A 24134-nucleotide genomic window follows, 5' to 3' on the forward strand; every position below is an offset into this window, starting at 1 on the left:
TCTATAGGCTACTCACCCATTTGATATTCCTTTATCTTTTGATATCTGAACCCTTCTACCTCTTTATTATAGCCTATTTTAACTTTGACAGTTTCTTTTGAAGGATTTTGAATAATTACCATTTGAAAATCTGCAACGAAAACAGTTGCCGTATGGTTAGGCAACAGAACAAAATGTTGAGCAGCCTTTTTTGATTCTTTGTTTACAACGTAAATCTTTAAATCTGTTTTTTCAAAATTGCCCAAATAAACCTTATAGGTAGATGATTGGAATTCGCCAATCACAAACTCTTCCTGACCATCAAGTTCATACTCATTAGCCACTTTCATTAATTTGTGGTTAGCCTTTTTGATGGGACGACTTGAAGAACATCCCACCACTACAAAGAGTAATAAAAAGCTAACTACTGCTAGTTTAACCCAATTTAACATCACAATAATTTTTTTCATTCAATACTTGACTTAGCAAGTACATCTGTAGTAGTTCATCACAATTGATAACGTAAAGTTAGATAGAACCGTTAACACTTTTTTACTAATTCTATAAGTGGACTTTTTTATTCGATATAATGTGATTTTGTCTATTTAATTAAGCAGGATCAATAGGACAAACAGCCATAATTAACTATCTTGAACAAGAAATTGTCAAAGGATTTAATTATGATTCAAGAACTCTATCAAAAAGCCATGAGATATGCCGGTGAAAAGCACGCTCATCAAACTGTTCCTGGGACAAAAGCCAATTATCTGCTTCATATTTCAAATGTCACTATGGAGGTAATAATTGCTCACAAAATGGATCCTTGTTTTGATCTGGGTTTTGCCGTTGAAATGGCCATATTGCATGACACAATTGAAGACACAGATGCAAGCTGGGAAGAAATTAGAGAAATTTTTGGTGAAGGTGTTGCTGATGGTGTTCAGGCACTTACTAAAAACCAAACTATTGAATCCAAATCCGAACAATTAGTTGATAGTTTAAATAGAATTAAACAATTGGATAAGGAAGTTGGATTGGTAAAGCTCGCAGATAGAATTACCAATTTACAAGCCCCACCAAATGAATGGAGCAATGAAAAAATCACCAAATACCAGGTAGAAGCTACATTAATCCTTCATGAATTGAATGAATCAAACGTTTATTTATCTGCACGTTTGCAGAAAAAAATAAATGAATACAGTAAATACATTAAGGAGTAATTTTTTCATAATAAATTGTATCAACCAATTAAAAAATAGTCGACATTTGCCTTAACATTTTGTTAATGTAAAAGACAATGGCAAAATTGAGCTTTAGCAGCTTGCTCTTACTAGCTGTAATGTGTTTTCAACACAATAAACTTGAGGGTCAGGAAGTAGAAAGTCCCCTATCCGATTCACATCTGGAAAATGTTGATTTATGCTTTTATTTAGGCGTGGAAAAACTGAACAAGTTCAAAACCATAGATATCCAGCTAATCAGAATTTCCAATAGTAAAAAGGAATACAGTTATCAAAGAGGTAACTTAATTAAGGGTAAAAAACCTTTAATCAGCAAGTCATTTGTTTTGACAGAAAGTGAAATAGATACTGTTGATTCATGGGTAGACAGATGTAAAATTCCGCCTTACTTCAATAAGAAATTTGGTAAGTTGATGAACCGTCCAATCATTACCGTATTCTTCAAAACCAAAAAGCACAATGTAACAGTGCAATGGGAAGGCAATAAATACCCCAGAAACAAGGTTATTCAACGTCTAAATAAGTTTAAGCAAAAGCTTATTGCTCTGATGACAATGAAGGAAGGGATCACACTAGAAAGTGTGGACTAAAGTGTAATATTGGTTAAATTCGTCCTGAAATGGGGCACGATCATCATACACATCACCACTCTGTTAAGAACATCAAAATTGCTTTTTTCGTCAATTTAGCATTCACTGTTTTTGAAATAATAGGCGGAATTTATGTCAATAGTATTGCAATAATTTCTGATGCTATCCATGATTTAGGTGATTCCATTAGCCTTGGAACTTCATGGTTTTTAGAGAAAAAATCTAAACAACAAGCAGATGATGAATACACATTTGGTTATGCGCGATTTTCGCTTTTAGGAGCCTTAATCAACAGTGTAATTCTTATTGCAGGATCTGTATATGTAATAAGTGAGGCCATTGGCAGAATTATTGAACCAGAACACTCCAATGCAACGGGAATGTTGATTTTTGCCATTATTGGAGTTGTGGTGAATGGTTATGCAGCCTGGAAATTAAGTAAGGGCTCTTCAATGAATGAGAAAGTAGTAAGTTGGCATTTAATAGAAGATGTATTGGGATGGACAGCCATTTTAATTGCTTCTATCATATTACAGTTTAAAGACATTCCGTATTTAGATCCTGCTTTATCACTTTTTATTACCCTATTTATATTGTACAATGTTTTCAAAAGATTACGAGAAACACTGATCATTTTTCTTCAAAAAACCCCGGCTAATTTGAATCCGGCAGTGATCAAACACAAATTGCAGGAAGTAGATAATGTGCATTCTCTTCACAATGTACATGTGTGGTCTTTAGATGGAGAAAAACATGTTTTTACTGCTCATATCAAATTGAAAAATATTGATTCATTCGAACAATATTTAGACGTCAAAATATCACTCAAGAAAATTCTTGAACCACATCATTTTAAACATGTTACTTTAGAATTAGAGTTAGATGAGGAGACTTGTAGCTTTAATTAATCAAAACCCATCTTTTCATTTGAGTTCCGTTTTCAAGTTTAATCTTTACGAAATAAACTCCCCTTTCAAAACCATCAGCATTTAAATGGAAGTTGTTTCCTCCAACTTGAAGATCTACAGGTATTGATGAAATCATCTTATTCTCTGCATTGAAAATTTCAATAACTGAAGATTGTTTTTGCTTCACATTAATTGACAAAGTAGAACCGTTAATAGATGGATTTGGATAGATACTTATTTCATCTTCTGCTCCTTCACATTGCAATGAAATAACATCCAAAATTTCATACTTACCATCTGTATCTACTTGTTTTAACCTATAGTAAACTGTACTTGAGAAAGTTTGACCATCTCTAAAAATATAAGATTGCTGTGTCACTGAATTTCCACTTCCATTCATGTATCCAATGGTTTCAAATTCAACACCATTAAAGGATCTTTGAATCTCAAAATAATCATTGTTTGATTCCGATAAAGTTGACCATTGAAGCACCACTTCATCTCCATTACAACTGGCATTAAATTGATGCAGCTCAATTGGCAATACCGTTACGGCTCCTGTTATCACTAAATCAAAAATACAATCGTTTCCGGCGTACCCATCAATAGTAATGTAGTAAGTAGTATTTGCCGGCAAAATATTTGGTCCCCAATAAATATCATTGGTAGTTCCAGTATTTGAACAAAACACATTGGTGTAATTTGCAGTATCACACGCCACACCACTCAATTGATTTATTGAAACCTGAATTCCATTTGTAGATGGAGAACATATCGTATTTTCAAACCATACCTCAACTAATCCTCCTAAAGAATCTGTTGTAAAATAATACCAAACTGTATTTTCTAAAGTTGGATTTCCACATGGAAACAAAGGATCAATGCCCGGTGAAGTAGTGGCATTGGTCGTTTGTGAAATGGTTGTTGATCCTAAACCAACATTTGTAGCATTTGAACAATAATCATTACAATTAGGCCAGTTGGCTGATGTCACTGTTAAGGTATCATTTTCCCAAATTTGATCAGTTAAACCATTAGGGTTTTGACACCAAACTGTAATTGAACTTCCGTTGGTAGGAACAGTAACATTAGGAATAGTAATTATTTCGGTTCCTCCAAAAGGAATATTTAATCCGGTATAGGTCTGTGTTACAACACCTCCGCCATCAATTTGATAAGAGATATCAATTGAGTTAATGTCTGTAGAGGTTTGACACAATCTATCATTGTTAAAAATGGTCACATCTAAACTGTACTCACTTCCATAACAGCCTGACACAAATAGCAGTTCTGCATCAATTGGAGTATCAGTAATATGAAAATCATCAAAGGCAAAATAGTGGTACCCTGTGTAAGTTGGTTCACTATAGTAAGGACGCCCATAAACTCTGAATTTTACGCAAGGTTGATTGATCATAGCACACAAAGGAATCTCTACTGTTGTCCATTCATCAACCGGATTTGAAGTACTATTTCTCCACCAGTTCACCGTATTATACCAATAAGGGTCTGCACTTGTACCTAATTGAGTCCATGTGGTTCCTCCATTCAAAGAATACTCAACATGGAAATAATCTGAATTATGTAATGAGTGTTTTATGTCAAACAGCATTTTTGGATTATTGACTCCGGTAAAATCAAACACGGGGCTTTCTACCCAAATAAATGTTCCTTGGTTAGATACTGTTGTCTCAACATACCACGAATCACCTTTACCTTCAGGTCCATTTAGATAAGGAAGTGGATTCAGTACAAAATTTCTTCCGTTATTAGTTGGAGGAGCTTGCCCTGTTGGGATCCAATATCCGGGACCTGAGTTAAAATCTTCAAAATACGGGATGGTACTTATCACCACCTGATCAACATTAATAGATGTTGTAAGCGTATCATTTGTGTTTGAAATATCTCCCGCTAAGTTGGTGTATGTTTCAAAATTGTACACTCCAACAGGTGTCATATCAATTGGTGTAGAGAAGGTATAATTCACTGATCCATCTGCAGGAATTGGCCCTGGCACTACTTCATTAAAAGTAGCACTCATTACTCCAGATATATTGCATGTTACAGGAACATTTGAAATATCCTGGCATCCCCAGTTAAATACAGTAACAGTAATATACTGGGTATCGTTGTACAAACATCCTTGGTCTACCGGTTCAATGTAAGCAGTGATTCCGACATCTCCACCACCTTCAAGAATCTGTACATTGTCAAATGCAAAAAGATGGTAATTAGCATAGTTTGGGGCACTGTAATACGGACGACCATAAAATCTGAATTTCACACATGTTTGCCCGGCCAGGTCACACAAACTTTTTTGATAAGTAGTCCATGTATCTACAGGATTGGCATAAGTATTTTGCCACCAGTTGGTTCCATTGTACCAGTTCAAATCTGCTCCACTTCCTAATTGCGTCCAAGTAGTTCCACCATTTAATGAATATTCAACATGGAAATAATCTGAATTATGAAGTGAGTGTTTAAGATCTACAGCTAATTGCGGATTGATCATACCACTGAAATCAAATACCGGACTTTCTACCCAGATAAACGAACCGTTGTTTGAAGCTGTTGTTCTAACAAACCATGATTGCCCCATACCTTCAGGACCATTTAGATAATCTAGGGTATCCAGATCAAAAATTCTAGTATTGATCGGTGTGCTTGAAACCCATCCTGCATTACCGGCATTAAAATCTTCAACATATGGGAAAGTTGCAATAGCAGTACCGCTAAACCTTGTCTCCACAAGGTTATCATTTGATGGCACACCGTCTGTTGCAAGATTTGTGGTAACAGATATTGTATGTGTTCCTACCGCACTTAAATCAGCAGTTGCCGTGAATGTATAGAAATAGAATCCAAAATCAGGAACCGGACCAGGAACCACTTCTGAAATAATCGCTCCCCCATCAATTTGCAAGTCAATTGGCACATTGTACAATGGCTTACAAGTTTTATTTTCTAAAACAACAGTTATTGTTTCTGCAGGACCAAATGCAGTACAGCTTCCGGCATCCGCCATTATAATTTCAATTGGCATGATGTCATCTGGCTCTCCAGCACTAATTTGGAAATTATCAAACCCAAAATAATGATAGCCTGTATAATTTGGCTCACTGTAATATGGTCTTCCATACACCCTGAATTTCACACAAGATTCACCTGATAATTGACACAATTCTTGAGATACAGTCAACCAACTGTCTTGAGGTGCTGAATAAGTATTTTGCCACCAATTGGCTGTAGTGTACCATGCAGGATCAGGACCGTTTCCTAATTGTGCCCAGGTTGTTCCACCGTTTGTACTGTATTGCACCTGGAAATAATCTGAGTTGTGCAATGAATGTTTGATATCCATTGACAATGTTGGATTGGTGAGATTGGTAAAATTAAATACCGGACTTTCCACCCAAATAAAGTCTGCCTGGTTAGATGAAGTTGTTTGCACATACCATGAATCACCATTCCCTTGTGGCCCGTTTAAGTATGGAATATTACCCAATACAAACTCACGACCATTATTCAATGGTGGATTAGTTCCGCCCGGTATCCAATAGGCAGGACCCGAGTTAAAATCTTCAAAATAAGGGTATGTATTCACCAAAAGCTGATTGACATTGATACTTTCTACAAGAGTGTCATTAAATTGATAAATATCTCCGGGATAAGAAGTATAGCCAACAAAATCATAGATTCCAATATTGGTCATATCAAATGTTCCAGGGAAGGAATAAGTAACAGAGCTTTCAGAAGCTATAGGACCCGGAACAGTACCCGTTAAAGTAGCTGTTGCAGCACCTGAAACCTCAACAGTAACCGGAACATTTGAAATAGGAGAACATCCATAGTTGTACACCTCAACAGTTACAATTTGCTGAGAAGCAAACAAACATCCGACATTAACAGGATCAATGTAAGCAACAACTCCTACATCAGGACCATCCTTAATTTCAACATTATCAAAGGCAAATAAATGGTAGTTAGAATAGTTAGGAGCACTGTAATATGGACGTCCATAAAATCTCAATTTCACACATGGTTGACCTGCCAATGCACATAAGCTTTTTTGGTGCTTTGTCCATTGATCAACAGGATTAGCATAAGAATTTCTCCACCAACTAGTAGTGTTATACCAGTTAGGTTCACTTCCATCCCCCAATTGTGTCCAGGTAGTTCCCCCATTTAATGAATACTCAACATGGAAATAATCTGAATTATGCAGAGAGTGTTTAAGATCTACAAAAAGCTGAGGATCGGTTAGTCCTGTAAAATCAAAAATCGGGCTTTCTACCCAAATAAATGTTCCATTATTAGAAGCTGTGGTTCTTACAAACCAAGACTGTCCTTCGCCTTCAGGTCCATTTAAATAATCTAAAGTATCTAAATCAAAAATTCGAGTGTTGTTTGTAGTTCTAGAAACCCAACCACCATTGTTGGCATTGAAATCTTCTGCATAAGGAAAGGCATTTATTGGGGCATTGCTAAATCTGATTTCCGTTAAATTGTCGTTTGCAGGCGTACCATCAGTTGCCAGATTAGTAGTAACTGAAATTGTGTGCGTTCCAGGCGCACTTAAATCAGCAGTTGCAGTGAAAGTATAAAAGTAAAATCCAAAAGCAGGAATTACACCCGGCATGATCTCACTGATAATTGCTCCTCCATCAATTTGCAAATCAACAGGCACATCTGTCAATGGACGGCAAGTCTTATTCTCAATAACAACAGTAATGGTTTCTGCAGGACTGTATGCACCACAAGAACCGGCATCAGACATGATGATTTCAATTGGCATAATATCGTCCGGTTCACCAGCATCAATTGCAAAATTGTCAAAAGCAAAATAGTGATATCCGGTATAGTTTGGCTCACTGTAATACGGGCGTCCGTAAACTCTAAATTTAACGCAAGGTTCACCAGATAATTGACACAACTCTTGCTCAACATGTAGCCAACTATCTTGAGGTGAAGAATAAGTATTTTGCCACCAATTGGCCGTTGTATACCACATAGGATCAGGTCCGTTGCCTAATTGTGTCCACGTTCCACCACCATCCAAACTATACTGTACTTGAAAATAATCTGAATTGTGCAATGAATGTTTGATATCCATTGACAATGTTGGATTAGTCAAATCAGTAAAATCAAAAACTGGACTTTCTACCCAAATAAAATCAGCTTGATTTGATTGAGTAGTTTGCACGTACCATGAATCCCCATTTCCTTGCGGTCCATTTAAATAAGGAACATTGCCTAAGACAAATTCCCGTCCATTATTGAGTGGAGGGTTTGTTCCGCTTGCAAACCAGTACCCATTTCCTGAGTTAAAATCTTCTGAATATGGAAAAACATCAACCAGTAAATTGGTAACATCAATTGTGGTGGACATTGTATCATTATTGAGATAGACATCACCGGCCAAACTTGTGTAGGAGACAAAATTGTAAGTACCTACCGGGGTCATATCAAAGGTGGCAGGGAAAGTGTATAAAACCGAAGATTCAGAAGCGATAGGCCCCGGAACTGTTCCAGTAAGGGTTTGCGTAATAGCGCCTGTGATTTCACAAGTTACAGGCACATTGGAAACAGGAGCACAACTGTAATTAAACACCTCAACTGTTACTACCTGATCAGATGCAAACAAGCAACCAATGTTCACTGGATCTACATAGGCCGTAATTCCAACATCCGGGCCATCAATGATTCGGATATTATCAAAGGCAAAAAGGTGATAATTTGAGTAGTTTGGGGCACTGTAATAAGGACGACCATAAACTCTAAATTTAACACAAGGTTGACCCGCTAAGACACATAAACTCTTTTGAAAAGTGGTCCATTCATCTACAGGATTTGCATAAGAATTTCTCCACCAATTTGCTGCATTGTACCAATTTGGCTCTGTACCATTCCCTAACTGTGTCCAAGTAGTTCCACCGTTTAATGAATACTCAACATGAAAATAATCTGAGTTATGTAAAGAGTGCTTTAGGTCAATAAACAATTGAGGATTTGACAAACCACTGAAATTAAAAATTGGACTTTCTACCCAAATAAAAGTCCCATTATTAGATGCCACTGTTTCAACATACCATGAATCTCCCTGACCTTGTGGACCATTGAGATATGGCAATGTTCCCAACTCAAAATTTCTACCTCCATTGTAAGGTGGTGACTGTCCGGTAGCAAACCAACCACCATCTGTTCCATTAAAATCCATATTGTATGGATAAGTATTGATTACTTGTTGCCTGGAAGTATATAAAGTATCATTAAACAGATATTCATCTCCCGGAAGAGTGGTATAAATCTCAAAATTATAGACAGCTTCAAGACTCATATCTACCGTAGCCGCAAAGGTATAGTTAGCAGTAGCGCCCGGAGCAATTGGACCGGCAAGTGTACCGGTTAAAGTCTGTGTTATCCCACCTGTAACATTGACAGTAATAGGAACATTAGAAACTGGAAAAAAACCGTGATTAGTAATCTCCACAGTCACTGTTTCGGCAGTTCCGTATGAACTTGAGCAACCCAAATAACCAGGTGTAATAAGATCTGTAGGTCCAACATCAGGGTCACTGTAAATGGTAACATCATCTATGTACCAAAACTGACCTGCCAGGCTATTATCTGTATATCTGAATCTTACTCTAACATCTGCTTGATTAGCTGCCAAACCTGAGATATCAAAGGTTGTATCTTGTGGAGCAGCTAATGAACCTCTAGTCACCTTTTCGTAATCCATAATGGTTGTCCAAACTGTACCTCCATCCGTTGAAATCTCAATGTAACCATGAGTAGATTCAACACCATACCAGTGATGCTGATAATTCATGTAAACCGCCGTTCTTCCGCTACAATCCAGGGAAGGAGTAGATAATGCTGATTCGTTTGGTGTAACTCCTGATCCTAAAGATGCATCATCAAAAACCGTGTAGAAAGTACCGCTTCCAGATCCGAAAGCGGGTGCATTTTGAAAACTCCAGGTAGCTGCTCCCTGAATAGCTGTATTTGTCCAACCGGCAGGTAAACTTCCGGCACTAAAATATTCTTGTAAAATGATATCCGCAAAGCTGTTATTAGTGAACCCTAAAAAACAGCTTGCGAATATCAATACCTTCAGAACTTTACTATATGCTAGTTTTAGACTCACGGTTACACAAATCAGCTAATATCTAATTTACAATGCTTTAATCAATTCTTAAAGTTAAGTTAGCATGTGGTAAACCAAAGTGAGTATTTGGTCAGATCACTTAAAAAGATCAAGGATTACGCCTCTTTTTCGGCGTGAAATTTCAATAGATTCATTATTTGATAATTGTAATAGATTACCTTGTAACCCAACAATATGTTTGGAGTTGACAAGATAACTTTGATGCACCCTTAAAAAACCGTGATCTGCCAACACTTCCTCGTAAAATTTGAGTGTTTTTGCCACCATAATTGGCTTCTGATTTGTGGTGATTATATGGGCATAATTTCCATCTGCTTTGCAATAGACAATTGAACCAATATCCAAATAATAAGATTCTGTTTTGGTTTTAATTACGATTTTATTGGGCGCATTTTGACCTTGATTTTCAGATAAAGATGATAACTCATAAAACTCTTTATCGTGTCGCACAAACTTAGTTGCCTTGTCTACAGCCTCAATCAATTCTTCAGGAATTAAAGGCTTTAGAAGATAATCAACTGCTGAATATTTTATTGCTTTTAGGGCATGATCACCATAAGCTGTGATGAATATTACCTTGAGATTATCGCGGACAATTTTTTTCAATAAATCAAAACCTGATCCGTCCGGAAGGTTGATGTCAAGAAACACAATATCCGGATTAAGTTGAGTGATTTTTTCAAAACCTTCTGCCACAGAACCAGCCTCCCCAACAATATCAACATCAGGGCAATAGTCTTTAATCATGGATACAATTCCAATTCTTACATTGACTTCATCTTCTACTACAACAGCAGTTTCCATGGGTTAGGCATTTTGCGAAAGATACGGCATTTTAATGGAAACTTTAGTTCCTGTATTATTGGGTTCGGCACCGTAGGATTCAAATTTTATTGAAAACTCACGTTTATATTTTTCACTAAAAAACTGGAGCTGTTCTTTTATTAATTGGGTGGAAATGGAAGATTTTTTAGGCGAATCTGCATCATATTTGGTTTTTGAATCAACATACCCCTTTCCATTATCCAGTACTTCAACAATTAAATCATCACCTACCTCTTTAAAAGAGATGATCAACTTTCCTTTATAATCCAAATTTGAAAAACCATGCTCCACGGCATTTTCAATTATTGGTTGGATGAGCATAGGAGGTATTAACGTAATTTGATCGTCTACTTCTTCATCCAAGGCGAATTCAAATTCAAATCTGTCTTCAAACCTCATCTGCTGCAGATCCAGGTAATATTTTAAGTTTTGAATTTCTTTGTCAAGTGAAATAAAATCTTTGCGTGATTGCTCTAAAATATTCCTAATTAATCGGGCGAATTTGGAAAGATAAGCACTGGCTTTTTTACCCTGATTTAAATTCATGTATCCTTGAATACTTCCCAGCACATTAAAAATAAAATGAGGTCTAATTTGTAATCTGAACATCTTATTTTCAAACTCATGAATTTTGGCTGTATTCTTTAATCTGTTTCTTAAAATAATCAAGATAAAAGTTGCTATCACTAAAGCTAGAAGTGTGAAACCAATGATAATCAGGTAACGGTTTCTATTCAAATCAAATTGCTGTTTTTGATTCTTAACTTTTAGCTCAAGAATGGTTTTCTCTTTTTGGGCATTCTCATATTTCAACTCGGCATTGGCAATATCAATTAAAAGGTCTTTTGAAACAAGGCTGTCTTTTAAGGAAGAATATTCTTTTTGATAATAAAAGGCCTTTTCAAAATCAGCTGTTTCTTGATAGAGTGAAATAAGTAACAACAATGATTCTTTTTGAAGGTATTTATCGTCAACTTCTTTTGACTTTTGATAAGCTTCATCCAGCATTTCTTCTGCCATTTCAAACTTATCTGTCTCCAAATATAGTTGGCCGATATTAGCCATCACAGCTAATTCAGATTGTAAATCCCCACTAGATTTTGCATTGCTAAGTGCAAGCTCTAAATAAGTTAGTGCTTTATTATAATCCTGCTGTTTTAAATAGCTCAATCCCAAACCACTTGAAATAAGAGCGGTGTAATAATCATTGTTGATTTTCAAGTTGATTTCATCTGCCTTTTGCAAATAGGAAATTGATTTTCGATAATCTCCTATTTCAATGTAGATGTTTCCAATATTTGCCAGTAAAAGACAGATGTCATTCTCTCTTTCAGGGAAATGAGTTGTAAAAATATCCAAGGCTAACTCAACGTATTCAACACCTTTTTGATAATCACCAATCTCAACATACAAACCTCCCATTGAATTTAAAAGTGAACCTTCTCTCTTATAAAACTCATTGTCCACTGCAATGGCAATTCCCTTTTCAAACTGATCTACTGCTGTAGTATACTCTCCCTTCGCTCTATAAAGATTACCCAAATAATTATGGGCCATTGCCTTATCTTCCAGCTGATTTTCATAGGGAGGATTTTCAGGATAATCTATTACTTCACGATAGTAAAAAATGGCAGAATCTGAGATATCTGACGCTTGATAAGAAGCTGCCAAATCAAGATATACCTTATTGATTCCGGATAAATTTTTGTTCTGTTGAAAGGTTGATAGCTCATTAAAAAGTTGAGCTCTTTTTACTAGTTCATCATTATTGGTGTCTTGCGCACGCGAAAAGTTGTACCACATCAATTGAACTATGATGAATACAACTTTTAATGCAGATTTAATATTGAGATTTAATAAAAACATCCAAACATTTCGCCTTAGCCAAATGTAGCCGATAATTTTTTAATCTTATAATTAAGCAGTTAAACCAGTTTTCTATTTCATGTATTAGAAATAAAGTCTATACTGAAAAATTGGTAAAAATCCGGTTTGATAAGTTGTTTGCCACAGTCCGGTTTGTGCATTAAACTCCTGAACAAATATGTTTCTTCTGTTAGTAATATTGGTCATATCCAAAGCCCATTCATTGGTCACTCTTTTACCTACCATTTTAAACCCTACTCTTACATTTCCTTTGATAAAATCAGGATATCTCTCTGTATTTGTCATGGTCCAATCTCTGATTTCATAACCAGCCAACATACTTTCATCTACCAAAACAGGCGTGAATCTTTTACCTCCATTGTAAGTGAATTTCCCATCAATTGTAAGGGAACTTTTAAATCTTTTTCCTTCCTTAAATCTGAATTCGTATCCTGCCAGCGCATTAAAAGTAAAATTACCATTGAAAGCCGAATTATACTCCAAACCGTTTGAAGCAACATACTTTGACTCATAAAGAGAAGAAGTAACTAAAAAGTAGAAACCTTTGTCTAGAAATTTCTCTACAGTTAACTCCACACCATAATTGGTTGCTGTTCCGTCATTATCCAGATGATCAGGTAAAGAAGTATTGAAATCAGCTCCAAAATTTACCATTGAAAAGGTAGTTGGTTCAACTGTAACCGGAACATCATATAGATATTGATAATACCCTTCCACCTTTGCCCTGATTCCGTATTTAAACCTGTGTTGATATCCTAAAACAGCATGATGACTTTTAGTGAATTTCAAATCTCTGGTTGGATAAGTGGTTTGCCCATTTACTTCTAATTGCTTGTAGTAAATTTCAATTGGTTGCATTTGACTGTGTAATCCATATCCAACAGAAATTCTGTCTTTTTTGGAAACATCCCAAGCTGCCCCGAAACGTGGTTCAAAAACCGTTTCATTTGTCAATGTCAAAGTTTGCGTATGAAATCCGGCATTAAATGTCCATTTATCTGTTGGTCTATACATGTATTGAGCATATGGCTGAATCAATACTGTATTTCCTTTATATGATCTCAATACTTCAAAGGCGTCAAATGTATTAACGTACACTGAATCATTCAAATTCAAAAGCCAAACATCAGTATGCAAGCCAACTTTAAAAGCATTTTTTGCATTGATTTTGTAGTTGTAATAAACATCTGAAGCTACTTTACCAATAAAGGAATTTGAATGATAGGTTAAAAATGGATTTTGGTAATCTGTATCCACCGTGTCATTGTTGATTTTATTGATATTCCCTTGTAAAGCAACAGAAGCATTTATGTAGGATTTGTCACCAATTCTTTGTCGGTGTGAACCTCCTACAACACCAACTTGAGAATTAAAATAGGTGTTACTATAGTCTAAGGCAAATAGGTCTGAACTATCTGCATCTTCGGCTAAAATATTAATTGAGCTTAGCCCTCCCATTCCAAAAACGGATGTCAATCCTCTTTTAGAAGGAAAATTCAGCTTAAATGAAGCATCTTGATAATTAGGTAAAGCAGTTGATCCAAAATTTATCCCCATCAATTTGAACAATGCAAGGGTTGAATATCTGTAATTAACCAAATAAGAAGCTCCAGTTTTTCTACTGATTGGTCCTTCTGCCATTAATTCTGCTCCATTAAATCCCATTTGGAACATGAACTCATGTTTTTCGTTGTTTCCTGTTCGCATCTTCAAATCAAAAACTCCGGCAATCGCATTTCCATACTCCGCAGGAAAGGCACCTGTCATAAAATCTGAATTAGCTAAAACGTTATTGTTGAGCATTGAAACCGGACCTCCTGTAGTTCCGAAACGCGCAAAGTGATTAGGATTTGGGATATCAATCCCCTCCATTCTGTACAAAACACCAGTTGGAGAGTTACCACGAATAACAATGTCATTTCTAGAATCATCAGCACCCTGAACACCTGCAAAGTTTTGAGCCATCCTTGCAACATCATTAAAAGAACCGGCAAACCTATTTGATTCTTCAATAGAAAATGGTCTGACAGAAACAGTTGCCATCTTGTTAATGTGTTCACCTTTTTCTTTATTGGCACTCACCTCAACCTTGTTCATCATCACTACTGATTCAACCATCTCCAGATTTAGAATCACTTCTTTGGATCCTACATCAATGTTGTTTAAGACTATTGGTTCATAGCCAACAAATGAAACTGCAATTTGATGACGACCAACCGGCACATCTTCAATTCTAAATTTACCATCTAGATCTGTCACTGCTCCAATAATTGGTTCTACATCTGCTACAATAACTTTAGCACCTATTATTGGCTGAAAGGTTTGTTTGTCTTTTAAGCTTCCTCTAATAGTTTGAGTAAGTTCTTGTGACCAACTGTTTGAAATTGAAAAAATAAATACGAATAAAATGAATCTGTTCATGACCAAAATTTTACTCAAATGTACGCCGAGGGTACAAAGATATTTTTTCAAAGTGGTGAATGACAAAGATTTGTGATAAAATGCAAAGAATTGTCATTCAGCAACTTAGTTTGCATCTCATCAAGAAGTCAATGAATTTGGGAGTCAAGAAGGCATTGTTTAGTAAATCTCTTCTTCTTCTGAAACAGTATCCTCAATTTTTTGATTTGATGTTTTTTGGACTTTTTGAGGGGCATTTGGTAAATCTTTACCGGCTCTTGTCCACAACAAAATTGAAACTACTAAAATGATAAAACTAAATCCATAAAGAATCATAAACAAAGGTCCTTCTGGTCCTTCATTTGCCAAATAAGCAAACGTTATGAGTGACAATAAACCAAAAATGGCAGTAAACCACCCACCAATTTGCCTTTGAGTTTTACTCTTTCCTCCTATGGCTACCCCATTCATCACTAAACCAACAATACCAAATATTAAATTAAACATCTGCAATGCTGACAATAAAAACAGATTGATACCATGATTAATTCTATGATTCAAGTTTCCACTACGGTGTCTACAAGACTCCAAGATGAGCAATAAAGCAATAAGGGAAAGGGTATAAAGAATGCGTTTTTTTCTATCCACAACAAGTTCATTAATCAACTAAATGTAAACAATTTAAACTTTTGAACTGACAGATTTATCTTTGAACCATTGAAAAAGCATCATATTAGATGCCAACAGTCCCCAAGAGTAAATAACGTCTTCCATAGGAATGGTCCAAATTCTTAAATCTGAAAACTCAAGAGGATTATACCAAACAATTTCACCTTCAATCATAGCGCCTGTTAAGACTCCATTCACCAATAAAAAAGGGATTAAGGTTATGAGAAATGATAAGGGTAAGAATAGAAAGCGCTCATTTTTTCGTAGGAAGATAAATAAGACTAAAATTCCAATACCAACAGATGAAAAGGTATAAAATCCTTGCATGTTTTGGACGTACAAAAAGATAGAATAGATAAGAAAAAGAACAGCAAAAAATCGATTGAAGGACCTTATCCCTTTTACCTGAACATAATATTTGACACATTCATAAATGAAGGTGCAAGCAAATGGAACTACTACAAAAAACAAAACTTCCTCCAAGGGTAAATGCCCCAAATAAATACCACTTAAATACTTTGGATTGAATCCCCAAATACCTTCAATAGTAAAATACTCATCCCACAAAACATATGGAATTGCTATCAGAATAGAAGACAAGAAAGACCACTTCCAACTTTTAAAGTAGGCTACTTTTTTATCGAAACTTAGTATCAATGGAAAAAACAAAGTTCCGAGCATTAAAATCAGATAGAGATAGGTCATTTAATTTTCTGCTCTTTAAAATATTTTTTGGGCACAATTAACATCCCAAAGCAACTCCCTTCTTCTTTGAACCTGTTTTTATGGTGTACTTTATGAGCCTTTCTGATTGCCTTGAAGTAGGCATTGTTTGTATTATCAAACCATTTAAATCTTCTGTGAATTAACACATCATGTACCAAGAAATATGTTAATCCGTACAAAGCAATTCCTGCTCCTACCCCCACAACCGGCCAATTTTGATTCATTGCTCCTAACATAATGCACAACCAACTTGGGATAGCATAAATTAGAAAGAACAGGTCATTTTTCTCAAACGGTCCCGGCTTTGGTTGATGATGATCTTCATGAACTTTCCATAAAAAACCATGCATGACATACTTATGAGTAAACCAGGCCATGAATTCCATTGCACCAAAAGCTAATATTGTAGTTAAAGCTGTTAACATTTTAAAAGAAAGTTAATGTTGTAAAAAATACTATCCAAATAAAGAACAGATAGCGCCCTATTTTGTTGCCACTCGCAGAAACATTCAAATATAAGTAGGAGAATGCAGTAGCAAAAGCAAACCAGCATACATAATTAAAGAACGGTATTTGTCCTTGATCCCATTGCCAAAAGCCATATTTAACTGCCACTTGTTCAATCAGCACATCCATTAAAGTAGATAACATTCCCGCTAAAACACTTCTGGCCAGCATGCTTCCCTTTACTAAAACTGCCAAGCTTGACGCACCTGCCACAACTGCATACCAGGTTGCACCAATAATAAGGGGTGTTCCAAACAATTGCGGACCCATTGAAGAATGATATACGTAATCACCAAATAAATAACCGGTTTGCACCCCTATCAACTCAATAACAAATCCTGAAATGAAAATGATTATAAAAGGAATAAATGCTTTTTTTAGATCCTTTTCACTGACAAAAACCAAAATGGCCGAGAGTAAAATATTTACAAAACTAAGTTCAGGAGCCTGCTTAAAATATAAGAAGATACCTATTCCAACCATATGGAATATGAGCAAAGCCAATGGAAAATATTTTATTGCTTTATCCATTTTGATCCATTAATTCATCTACAATTTTGGCTGATTTAAGCACAAGCGGAATCCCTCCTCCGGGATGTACTGATCCTCCTGTAAAATATAGGTTTTTATACTTTTTACTTTTATTACCATGTCGTTTAAAGGAAGATAATTTACTGTTAAAAGCACCTCCGTATAAAGCACCTTTATAAGAACCCGTCACCCTCTCTACCTTTTGCATGTTCCAGGAATCTTCAAATGCAATGTGATTTTCAATATCAATATCTAGTAAATGCTTTACTCTGGCTTTGATAAAATCTCTGGCCTTATCCATTATTTGATCTGTCACTTCAATCCCTGCAGGAGTATGAATCATCACAAACCAATTTTGACAACCTTCTGGTGCATCCATTTTTTCAATAGCTGATGAATTGTGAATGTAAATGGTAGGTTCTAAAGGCGTGATGGCCAAATCAAATAATTGATGGAATTCACTTTTATAATCATCAGAAAAAAGAATGTTATGCAAACCAATTTCATCAAAATGCTTGTCAATTGCCCAATAAAAAACTATTGCTGAACTTGAACGTTCTTCTTTGGCATGTTTGGCGAATAGGGCATTATCTTTTAAAACACTTTTGTAGAAATTTAGGTGATCAATGGAGCAAATCAGGTTTTTTGATTTTACAGATTCATCTTTCAAATTCACCAAATAACCCTCTTCAATTTGGTCAACTTCAATGTCAGTTTGATTCAACTTTACATCTACTCCAACTTCATGACACAATTTCACAAGTGCATTAATAATTGCCCTCATCCCTCCTATTGGAAAATACGTTCCAATGTTTAATTCCAGGTGCGGAATCATACTGTACAAACCACTCATTTTATAGGGATCTGACCCATTGTATGTTCCAAACCTGTTGAACAATTGTACCAATTTTGGGTGTTTTAAAGTTTTGCGATTGTATCCATCTAGTGAACTCATCATTTGAGTAGATATCACTTTTGGATATTGCTTAACCACTTCAAGTTTTAGGGCATCTTTAAAAGAAAGTTTAGGTCTATCTATGAAGAGATCTCCAATGCTTTGGTAGGTTGAGGAGACCTTTTGGAGATAGTTTTCAACCGCGTCCACCTCTTGAGTACTGAAAACCTCTTGTAAAGATGCTTTCCTTTTTTCCTTTTCAGTGAAAAGGGTAAGCTTCGTTCTGTCGCCGAATATATATCTAGTGTTTTCATAATGTGTAATGTATTTAAAATAGTCTGCCGGATTTTTACCGAACAATTCAAATAATTCATCAACTAAATGGGGCAATGTAAACAAAGAAGGTCCTTTGTCCCATCTGTAACCATTCCATTTCAACTCATCTAATTTCCCTCCAAGTTTTTCGTTTTTCTCCAACAATAAAACGGATTCTCCTTTAGCCTTTCTCCTTAAAGCTGCAGCTATTCCAGAAATCCCTCCACCAATAACAACTGTGTCATATTTTACAGCACTGCTCATTTTATTGTAGCTCTTATTATTTTTTTAAAGGATTCAGGATAATCTGAATTGTCCAGTTTTTCTTGAATTAACTTTTTATCACCTTCCATGCTGTCACTATAAAACAAAAACGAAGGTGATCCTTTTTGAACTGCGTATCTAATAAACCTGAGTTCAATATTCTGCGGATACTTTTTTATCACTTTCTCCAACTCAGCCTTGCCTTCATTGAAATACGACAGCTTGGTACCCGGCCAAAAAACGTAATTTGCTTTTGTCATAGTGGCAGCTGCATGATAAGCATACGCCTCAGGCGAATAGTCCATAGTATAATTAGATGAAAGCTTTAATAATTTGTCATTGATAGCTTCTTCCTGATCAATTTTGGTAAATAGCTCTCTCATATTATCCAAATTGACTGTATTTAGTGCCATTATCAATGTAAATATTATCACAACAGATTTATTGAGTTTCTGAAATATGACTTAGCAAACAAAAAGGCCTTTCTTTTGTTACTTACCCTAATTCTGTCAGACATAAGTTCCTGCGTTGTTTTACGTTTGATTTTAGCCAACAACTTTGTGTAATAAACGTAACTCACATAAACTCCAAATCTTGAAGATTTAGGAAGCTTTAATATCCCTTTGTAGGCAAAGTTGAACTCCTCTTCAATTTCTCTTTCAATTTTAAGTTTATTCTCCGGAGTGATTCCTTCATCACCAATATTTGGGAAATACACTCTACCCAATCCTTCAACATCTGCCTTTAAATCTCTTAGGAAGTTGATTTTTTGAAAAGCCGAGCCCAACTTCATGGCATAAGGTTTTAATTCATCATATTTTTCTTGATCACCATAAACAAAAACCTTTAGGCACATTAAGCCAACAACCTCAGCAGATCCTAAAATGTACTCTTCATATTTATTTTGATCATAATCCAATGGATTTAAATCCATCTCCATTGAATGTAGAAACTGATCAATTAAATCACGATCTATTTGATATTCATTTACCGTATATTGGAATGAATGCAAAACAGGATTCAAGGATATTTTTTGATCAATTGCCTTGTAAGTATCAGCTTTAAATTCATCCAACAACTCTTGTTTATTATAATCGTGAAATGAATCTACAATTTCATCTGCCAGACGCACAAACCCATAAATGGCATGAATATCATTTCTGATTTTATGATCTAAAAACATCACTCCTGTATAAAATGATGTACTGTACTTTTTGGTCACATACTTTGATGCCAAAAAGCTGTATTGGTCATATAACTGTTTCATTTGCTTAAGATGATTTGTGAGGCGGCCAACTGTCCGGAAATTAATGCTGGAGGAACTCCAGGTCCGGGAACTGTCAATTGCCCACAATAGTTGAGATTGTTCAATTTTGATTTAATTTTTGGTTTGAGATTAGCCGTTTGTTTAAGGGTATTTGCCAAACCATAAGCATTCCCCTTATAAGCATTGTAATCTTGTTTAAAGTCAGAAACACAATAGTCTCTTTTGTAGATTATATGATCTGTAATATCTACTCCAGTGTGTTTTTTAATTCGATTAATTACAATTTGTAGATACCGATCTCTTATTTCTTGATTATCGTCTAAATCAGGAGCAACCGGTATCAAAACAAAAAGATTCTCTTTTCCTTCAGGCGCAACATCTCCATCAGTTTTTGAAGGAGCGCATACGTAGAACAAAGGAGATGTTGGCCACGACTTTGATTTGTAAATTGTTTCACCATGTGCCATTAAATCCTCATCAAAAAACAAATTGTGATGCTGCAGATGATCAATTTTTTTATCTACTCCCAGGTAAAAAATCAAGGAGCTAGGTGCTAATTTTCGAGAATCCCAATAATTTTCGTTGTATGAACGGTATTTTGGAGGTAAAATATTTTGTTCTACATAATGATAGTCTGCACTTACAATCAATTTTTCAGTGCTAACCAATTCATTACCTACCAACATACTTTGCACTTTATCATTAACTACCTCCACACTTTTTAGTGGTGCGTTAAGATGAAATTCTACACCATGCTTTTCTGCAATAGCTTTTAATGCTTTGGCAGTTGCGCTCATTCCACCTTCTGGATACCAGGTTCCTAATGACAAATCAGCATGATTCATCAAAGTATAAAGTGAAGGAATTCTACTAGGCATTTCACCCAAGAATAGCACCGGAAAGTTTAATATGGCTTTGGCTTGAGCTGATGTAAATCTTTTAGAGACATCCTTGTCTACAGACTTAAAAACATCAAGTTTAAGTGCACTTTTGAAAACACCAAGGTTGACAATCTCTTTCCATTTAAGACCAGGTTTGAAAAGAAATTTGTCAACCGCAATGTCATACTTTGTTTTTGCATCACTCAAAAATGCTTCTAGTTTTTCACCTCCATTTGGTTCAAAACCATCAAACAATTTTTTAAGTGAATGCATGTCAGCAGGAATATCTGTAGGCTCATGATCTTTCCAAAAAATACGATAAGCCGGATCCAATCTTTTTAGCTGATAATAATCTTGTCTGTTTTCACCAAGATCTTCAAACATTTTATCAATTAGTTCAGGCATCCAATACCATGAAGGCCCCATATCAAAAGTGAAACCTTCTGCTTCAAAAACACGACTTCTTCCACCAACACTTTCATTTTTTTCGAATACGCGAACTTGGTAGCCATTTTTAGCCAAATAACAAGCAGCATATAATCCGGACAAACCGGCTCCTATTACATCAACCGATTTTTTCATCTTTCTACTTTTTTAGCTAATACTTTTCTGCTCTGATGAATTCTACTTTTAACAGTACCTAAAGGCAAGTCCAACTCTTCTGCTATCTCATGATATTTGAAACCTTCAAAATGCATTTTAAATGGTTCGGCCATTGCCGGGTCTAGATCATTGATCAATTTTTCAATGTGATCAGTCATTAAAATATCATCCGGTTTATATTCATCAGGATTACCATTCATCACCCTGTAGTATTCAGAGTTATATGAGATCATTTGATTTGACTTTTTTCTGTAAGAGTTGATAAAGGTATTTTTCAGTATCACCTTTAGCCATCCTTTAAGATTTGTATTGGTTCTGAATTTTTCTCTATTTGTTAAAGCCTTCAGAATAGTTTCTTGCGCCAGGTCTTTGGCTAAATCTTCATCCTTTGTGTATTGTAAAGCGAATCGAGATATAAAATCATTCAGTGCAATAACGCGCGAATTAAATTCAAATGCAGTCATTTTGTTTAATCTTTTTAATTTTTCGTTAAACAAAGTAAAGTTGAAATATTTATAAAAACAAGTTTTTGTTTAACTTTTTTATTTTTTTGTTAAACACTTTTAAAACAATAAATACTTCTAACCCTTATTTTACAGTGATTTATAAAATTGTTTAAACATGTATTTTTGTTGAACCATGCCTAAACAAAAACATCAATCTTTTAGAGATTGATGTCGTTGATTCCTTGAATTTGATTTATTTCTTTGGGAACTACTTTGCTGTGATTTACTAATTGATATCCTCCTGCATATATTTTACGGAGGTCAAAAAATGCACTTACCTCATTGAAAAAGGCAGCAATTTCATCTTCAGAAGTTTCAGCAATGAAGCTTGTAATTAAATAATCCGGCTTGATTTCTTTCACAAATGTTTTTAGGTCACGCATTGGGACTGATTGCCCTAGATAAAAGCAATCATAAGCTCGGCTTTTTAGTATATAATAGTAAAACAATAAGCTCAATTCATGTTTCTCTCCTTCATGCAAAAACAAGACAACCTTTGCCCTGGCAGAAGTTGCTATTGGCACTTTATCAATTCTGACGATTAAAAATTCCCGAATTAGATTTGACACAAAATGCTCATGAGAAACTGAAATGGCATCTACTTGCCAAAGCGTTCCAATTTTCTCAAGCAATGGAACCAATATTTCAGAATACATGCGCTCCATGCCAATTTTATCTACCAACTTATTTAGAGATTGTTGTATAGAAAGGTCATCCAATTCCATTACATAAGTAACAAACTTGTTTACCTCATCCGGATATGAAGTATCCTCAGATATTAAAATTTCAGAGGCCTTTTGAAATAACTCTTCCTCTGTAAGCTTGGCAATCTTAGAAATCTTTAAGCCGTTACTGTACAAAAGATTAATATTGAGAATTTTCTTCAGATCTCTATCTGAATAGTATCTGATATTCGTATCTGTTCTCTGAGGATTCAACAAATTATAGCGTTGTTCCCAAATACGCAATGTGTGCGCTTTGATCTTGGTAAAATTCTCTAAGTCCTTTATCGAATACTTTGCCATAACAGGATAAACAAGTTAAGCCGAATATTGTTCGAGCAAATTTTGTTTACTTTTTAAAATGTTGTCAAATTCTCTCAATTTAGTTCTTGAAACAGGCACAGTAAAATCTCCAATGTCCAGTTTTAATTGATATCCTTGAGCATTCCCTGTACTTTCAACAACCCGATTCAAATTTACAATATATGCTCTATGAGATCTAAACAAAAAGTCATAATCCTCTAACTGAGCCACAATATTATTAAGCGTATTTCTTTTAATCTCTCTTTTAACATCACCTGCATCTTCCAAATAAAATTCGACATAGTTACCATCCGCCATTATATATAATAGTTTAGACAAATCAATTTCTATGTCATTGTTATTGGCAGGAGAAGTCAATACCAGATTTGAAGGCATTTCAACATAAACCACAGGCTTTCTATCATGCAGCTGCACATTGTGTTCTTCTACTTTTGAAAGATTTCTTTTAAGCATCACAGTGTAACTGGTAAAATTGATCACCATAACCGGGAATACGCCAATTGAATAGGTATGAATAATGTCATCTAACATGCATTGCCAAAACGGACAATTTTGTTGTGAATGAAATTCAACAGCATATCCTACAATGAGATTAGCAAAACTGATAGACAATAAAATTCCATTCATCATTAGAATTTCTTTTCCAATTGTCCATGTTTTTTCATTGGCAAATGATGGAAAAAATCCGGTAATAATTGAACAGAAAAAAAATGACACAATTGCACTGGTTAAACCATACGCTAAACAAGCTATGTAAAAGTTTGTCCCAATGACATCTTTGAACTCAAATGGCTGAAAAACAGCAAGAAAAGTGAACACAAAAATAAACACAAATAAAGCTACGCGCAATCTTGTAGATCTCTCCTCTAAAAGAAAGGGATATGGTTTATTTAGCCACTTAATCATTTAATACAAAGATAGCT

General features: G+C 35.3%; 19 protein-coding genes. 3 read left to right on the forward strand and 16 right to left on the reverse strand.

Annotated elements, in window-relative coordinates:
* Window positions 1-8: 8 nt before the first annotated feature.
* Complete coding sequence (locus K6119_RS08765; protein WP_221838332.1) at window positions 9-449, reverse strand: hypothetical protein; 441 nt, start codon at window positions 447-449, stop codon at window positions 9-11.
* A gap of 210 nt (window positions 450-659) precedes the next feature.
* On the opposite strand from K6119_RS08765, the gene K6119_RS08770 reads away from it, so the two are divergent.
* From K6119_RS08770 to K6119_RS08780, 3 genes are all read left to right on the forward strand, one after another.
* Complete coding sequence (locus tag K6119_RS08770) at window positions 660-1199, forward strand: HD domain-containing protein (protein ID WP_221838333.1); 540 nt, start codon at window positions 660-662, stop codon at window positions 1197-1199.
* A 77-nt stretch (window positions 1200-1276) separates the two neighbouring features.
* Window positions 1277-1810, forward strand: a complete 534-nt coding sequence (locus K6119_RS08775) for a hypothetical protein (RefSeq protein ID WP_221838334.1) — start codon at window positions 1277-1279, stop codon at window positions 1808-1810.
* Between the two features lie 29 nt (window positions 1811-1839).
* A complete protein-coding gene (locus tag K6119_RS08780; protein WP_221838336.1) occupies window positions 1840-2718 on the forward strand; it encodes a cation diffusion facilitator family transporter in 879 nt (292 codons plus the stop codon).
* Here the strand turns inward: K6119_RS08780 and K6119_RS08785 are convergent.
* The 15 genes from K6119_RS08785 to K6119_RS08855 form a co-directional block, all read right to left on the reverse strand.
* Complete coding sequence (locus tag K6119_RS08785) at window positions 2711-9868, reverse strand: T9SS type A sorting domain-containing protein (protein ID WP_221838338.1); 7158 nt, start codon at window positions 9866-9868, stop codon at window positions 2711-2713. The genes K6119_RS08780 and K6119_RS08785 overlap by 8 nt on opposite strands.
* A gap of 96 nt (window positions 9869-9964) precedes the next feature.
* Entirely contained in the window at window positions 9965-10693 is a 729-nt protein-coding gene (locus tag K6119_RS08790; RefSeq protein WP_221838341.1) for a LytR/AlgR family response regulator transcription factor, read from the reverse strand.
* Between the two features lie 3 nt (window positions 10694-10696).
* Complete coding sequence (locus K6119_RS08795) at window positions 10697-12580, reverse strand: tetratricopeptide repeat-containing sensor histidine kinase (RefSeq protein WP_221838342.1); 1884 nt, start codon at window positions 12578-12580, stop codon at window positions 10697-10699.
* Between the two features lie 84 nt (window positions 12581-12664).
* Window positions 12665-15022 (reverse strand): TonB-dependent receptor, encoded by a 2358-nt coding sequence (locus K6119_RS08800; protein ID WP_221838343.1) that lies wholly within the window; start codon window positions 15020-15022, stop codon window positions 12665-12667.
* Between the two features lie 159 nt (window positions 15023-15181).
* Window positions 15182-15649 carry a hypothetical protein gene (locus K6119_RS08805; RefSeq protein WP_237828142.1) on the reverse strand — a complete coding sequence of 156 codons (468 nt, stop codon included), beginning with the start codon at window positions 15647-15649 and terminating at the stop codon, window positions 15182-15184.
* 33 nt (window positions 15650-15682) lie between these two features.
* A complete protein-coding gene (locus tag K6119_RS08810; RefSeq protein ID WP_221838347.1) occupies window positions 15683-16375 on the reverse strand; it encodes a lycopene cyclase domain-containing protein in 693 nt (230 codons plus the stop codon).
* Entirely contained in the window at window positions 16372-16821 is a 450-nt protein-coding gene (locus tag K6119_RS08815; protein WP_221838349.1) for a sterol desaturase family protein, read from the reverse strand. The genes K6119_RS08810 and K6119_RS08815 overlap by 4 nt, the downstream gene beginning before the upstream one ends.
* Window position 16822: 1 nt before the next feature.
* A complete protein-coding gene (locus K6119_RS08820) occupies window positions 16823-17434 on the reverse strand; it encodes a carotenoid biosynthesis protein (protein WP_221838351.1) in 612 nt (203 codons plus the stop codon).
* Window positions 17427-18908, reverse strand: a complete 1482-nt coding sequence (locus K6119_RS08825) for a phytoene desaturase family protein (RefSeq protein WP_221838352.1) — start codon at window positions 18906-18908, stop codon at window positions 17427-17429. Before K6119_RS08825 ends, K6119_RS08820 begins: the two co-directional genes overlap by 8 nt.
* Window positions 18905-19291: a hypothetical protein gene (locus tag K6119_RS08830; protein ID WP_221838354.1), complete on the reverse strand. Its 387-nt coding sequence runs from the start codon at window positions 19289-19291 to the stop codon at window positions 18905-18907. Before K6119_RS08830 ends, K6119_RS08825 begins: the two co-directional genes overlap by 4 nt.
* A gap of 47 nt (window positions 19292-19338) precedes the next feature.
* The gene (locus K6119_RS08835) at window positions 19339-20175 is read right to left on the reverse strand and encodes a phytoene/squalene synthase family protein (RefSeq protein WP_221838356.1); all 837 of its coding nucleotides are present in this window, start codon (window positions 20173-20175) and stop codon (window positions 19339-19341) included.
* A complete protein-coding gene (locus K6119_RS08840) occupies window positions 20172-21638 on the reverse strand; it encodes a phytoene desaturase family protein (protein ID WP_221838358.1) in 1467 nt (488 codons plus the stop codon). The genes K6119_RS08835 and K6119_RS08840 overlap by 4 nt, the downstream gene beginning before the upstream one ends.
* Window positions 21635-22123: an RNA polymerase sigma factor gene (locus K6119_RS08845; RefSeq protein WP_221838360.1), complete on the reverse strand. Its 489-nt coding sequence runs from the start codon at window positions 22121-22123 to the stop codon at window positions 21635-21637. Before K6119_RS08845 ends, K6119_RS08840 begins: the two co-directional genes overlap by 4 nt.
* A 200-nt stretch (window positions 22124-22323) precedes the next feature.
* On the reverse strand, window positions 22324-23190 hold the full coding sequence (locus tag K6119_RS08850) for a MerR family transcriptional regulator (RefSeq protein ID WP_221838361.1): 867 nt from the start codon (window positions 23188-23190) through the stop codon (window positions 22324-22326).
* A 15-nt stretch (window positions 23191-23205) separates the two neighbouring features.
* Window positions 23206-24117: a LytR/AlgR family response regulator transcription factor gene (locus K6119_RS08855; protein WP_221838362.1), complete on the reverse strand. Its 912-nt coding sequence runs from the start codon at window positions 24115-24117 to the stop codon at window positions 23206-23208.
* Window positions 24118-24134: the final 17 nt, after the last annotated feature.

It is taken from the genome of Paracrocinitomix mangrovi (assembly GCF_019740355.2).
In the GTDB taxonomy this organism is placed as follows: domain Bacteria; phylum Bacteroidota; class Bacteroidia; order Flavobacteriales_D; family Crocinitomicaceae; genus Paracrocinitomix; species Paracrocinitomix mangrovi.

What these genes read in the sequence shown, in the direction of transcription:
- K6119_RS08765 (WP_221838332.1), bottom strand. Translation starts at nt 449, where the DNA reads ATGAAAAAAATTATTGTGATGTTAAATTGGGTTAAACTAGCAGTAGTT.
- K6119_RS08770 (WP_221838333.1), top strand. Translation starts at nt 660, where the DNA reads ATGATTCAAGAACTCTATCAAAAAGCCATGAGATATGCCGGTGAAAAG.
- K6119_RS08775 (WP_221838334.1), top strand. Translation starts at nt 1,277, where the DNA reads ATGGCAAAATTGAGCTTTAGCAGCTTGCTCTTACTAGCTGTAATGTGT.
- K6119_RS08780 (WP_221838336.1), top strand. Translation starts at nt 1,840, where the DNA reads ATGGGGCACGATCATCATACACATCACCACTCTGTTAAGAACATCAAA.
- K6119_RS08790 (WP_221838341.1), bottom strand. Translation starts at nt 10,693, where the DNA reads ATGGAAACTGCTGTTGTAGTAGAAGATGAAGTCAATGTAAGAATTGGA.
- K6119_RS08795 (WP_221838342.1), bottom strand. Translation starts at nt 12,580, where the DNA reads ATGTTTTTATTAAATCTCAATATTAAATCTGCATTAAAAGTTGTATTC.
- K6119_RS08800 (WP_221838343.1), bottom strand. Translation starts at nt 15,022, where the DNA reads ATGAACAGATTCATTTTATTCGTATTTATTTTTTCAATTTCAAACAGT.
- K6119_RS08810 (WP_221838347.1), bottom strand. Translation starts at nt 16,375, where the DNA reads ATGACCTATCTCTATCTGATTTTAATGCTCGGAACTTTGTTTTTTCCA.
- K6119_RS08815 (WP_221838349.1), bottom strand. Translation starts at nt 16,821, where the DNA reads ATGTTAACAGCTTTAACTACAATATTAGCTTTTGGTGCAATGGAATTC.
- K6119_RS08820 (WP_221838351.1), bottom strand. Translation starts at nt 17,434, where the DNA reads ATGGATAAAGCAATAAAATATTTTCCATTGGCTTTGCTCATATTCCAT.
- K6119_RS08825 (WP_221838352.1), bottom strand. Translation starts at nt 18,908, where the DNA reads ATGAGCAGTGCTGTAAAATATGACACAGTTGTTATTGGTGGAGGGATT.
- K6119_RS08830 (WP_221838354.1), bottom strand. Translation starts at nt 19,291, where the DNA reads ATGAGAGAGCTATTTACCAAAATTGATCAGGAAGAAGCTATCAATGAC.
- K6119_RS08835 (WP_221838356.1), bottom strand. Translation starts at nt 20,175, where the DNA reads ATGAAACAGTTATATGACCAATACAGCTTTTTGGCATCAAAGTATGTG.
- K6119_RS08840 (WP_221838358.1), bottom strand. Translation starts at nt 21,638, where the DNA reads ATGAAAAAATCGGTTGATGTAATAGGAGCCGGTTTGTCCGGATTATAT.
- K6119_RS08845 (WP_221838360.1), bottom strand. Translation starts at nt 22,123, where the DNA reads ATGACTGCATTTGAATTTAATTCGCGCGTTATTGCACTGAATGATTTT.
- K6119_RS08850 (WP_221838361.1), bottom strand. Translation starts at nt 23,190, where the DNA reads ATGGCAAAGTATTCGATAAAGGACTTAGAGAATTTTACCAAGATCAAA.
- K6119_RS08855 (WP_221838362.1), bottom strand. Translation starts at nt 24,117, where the DNA reads ATGATTAAGTGGCTAAATAAACCATATCCCTTTCTTTTAGAGGAGAGA.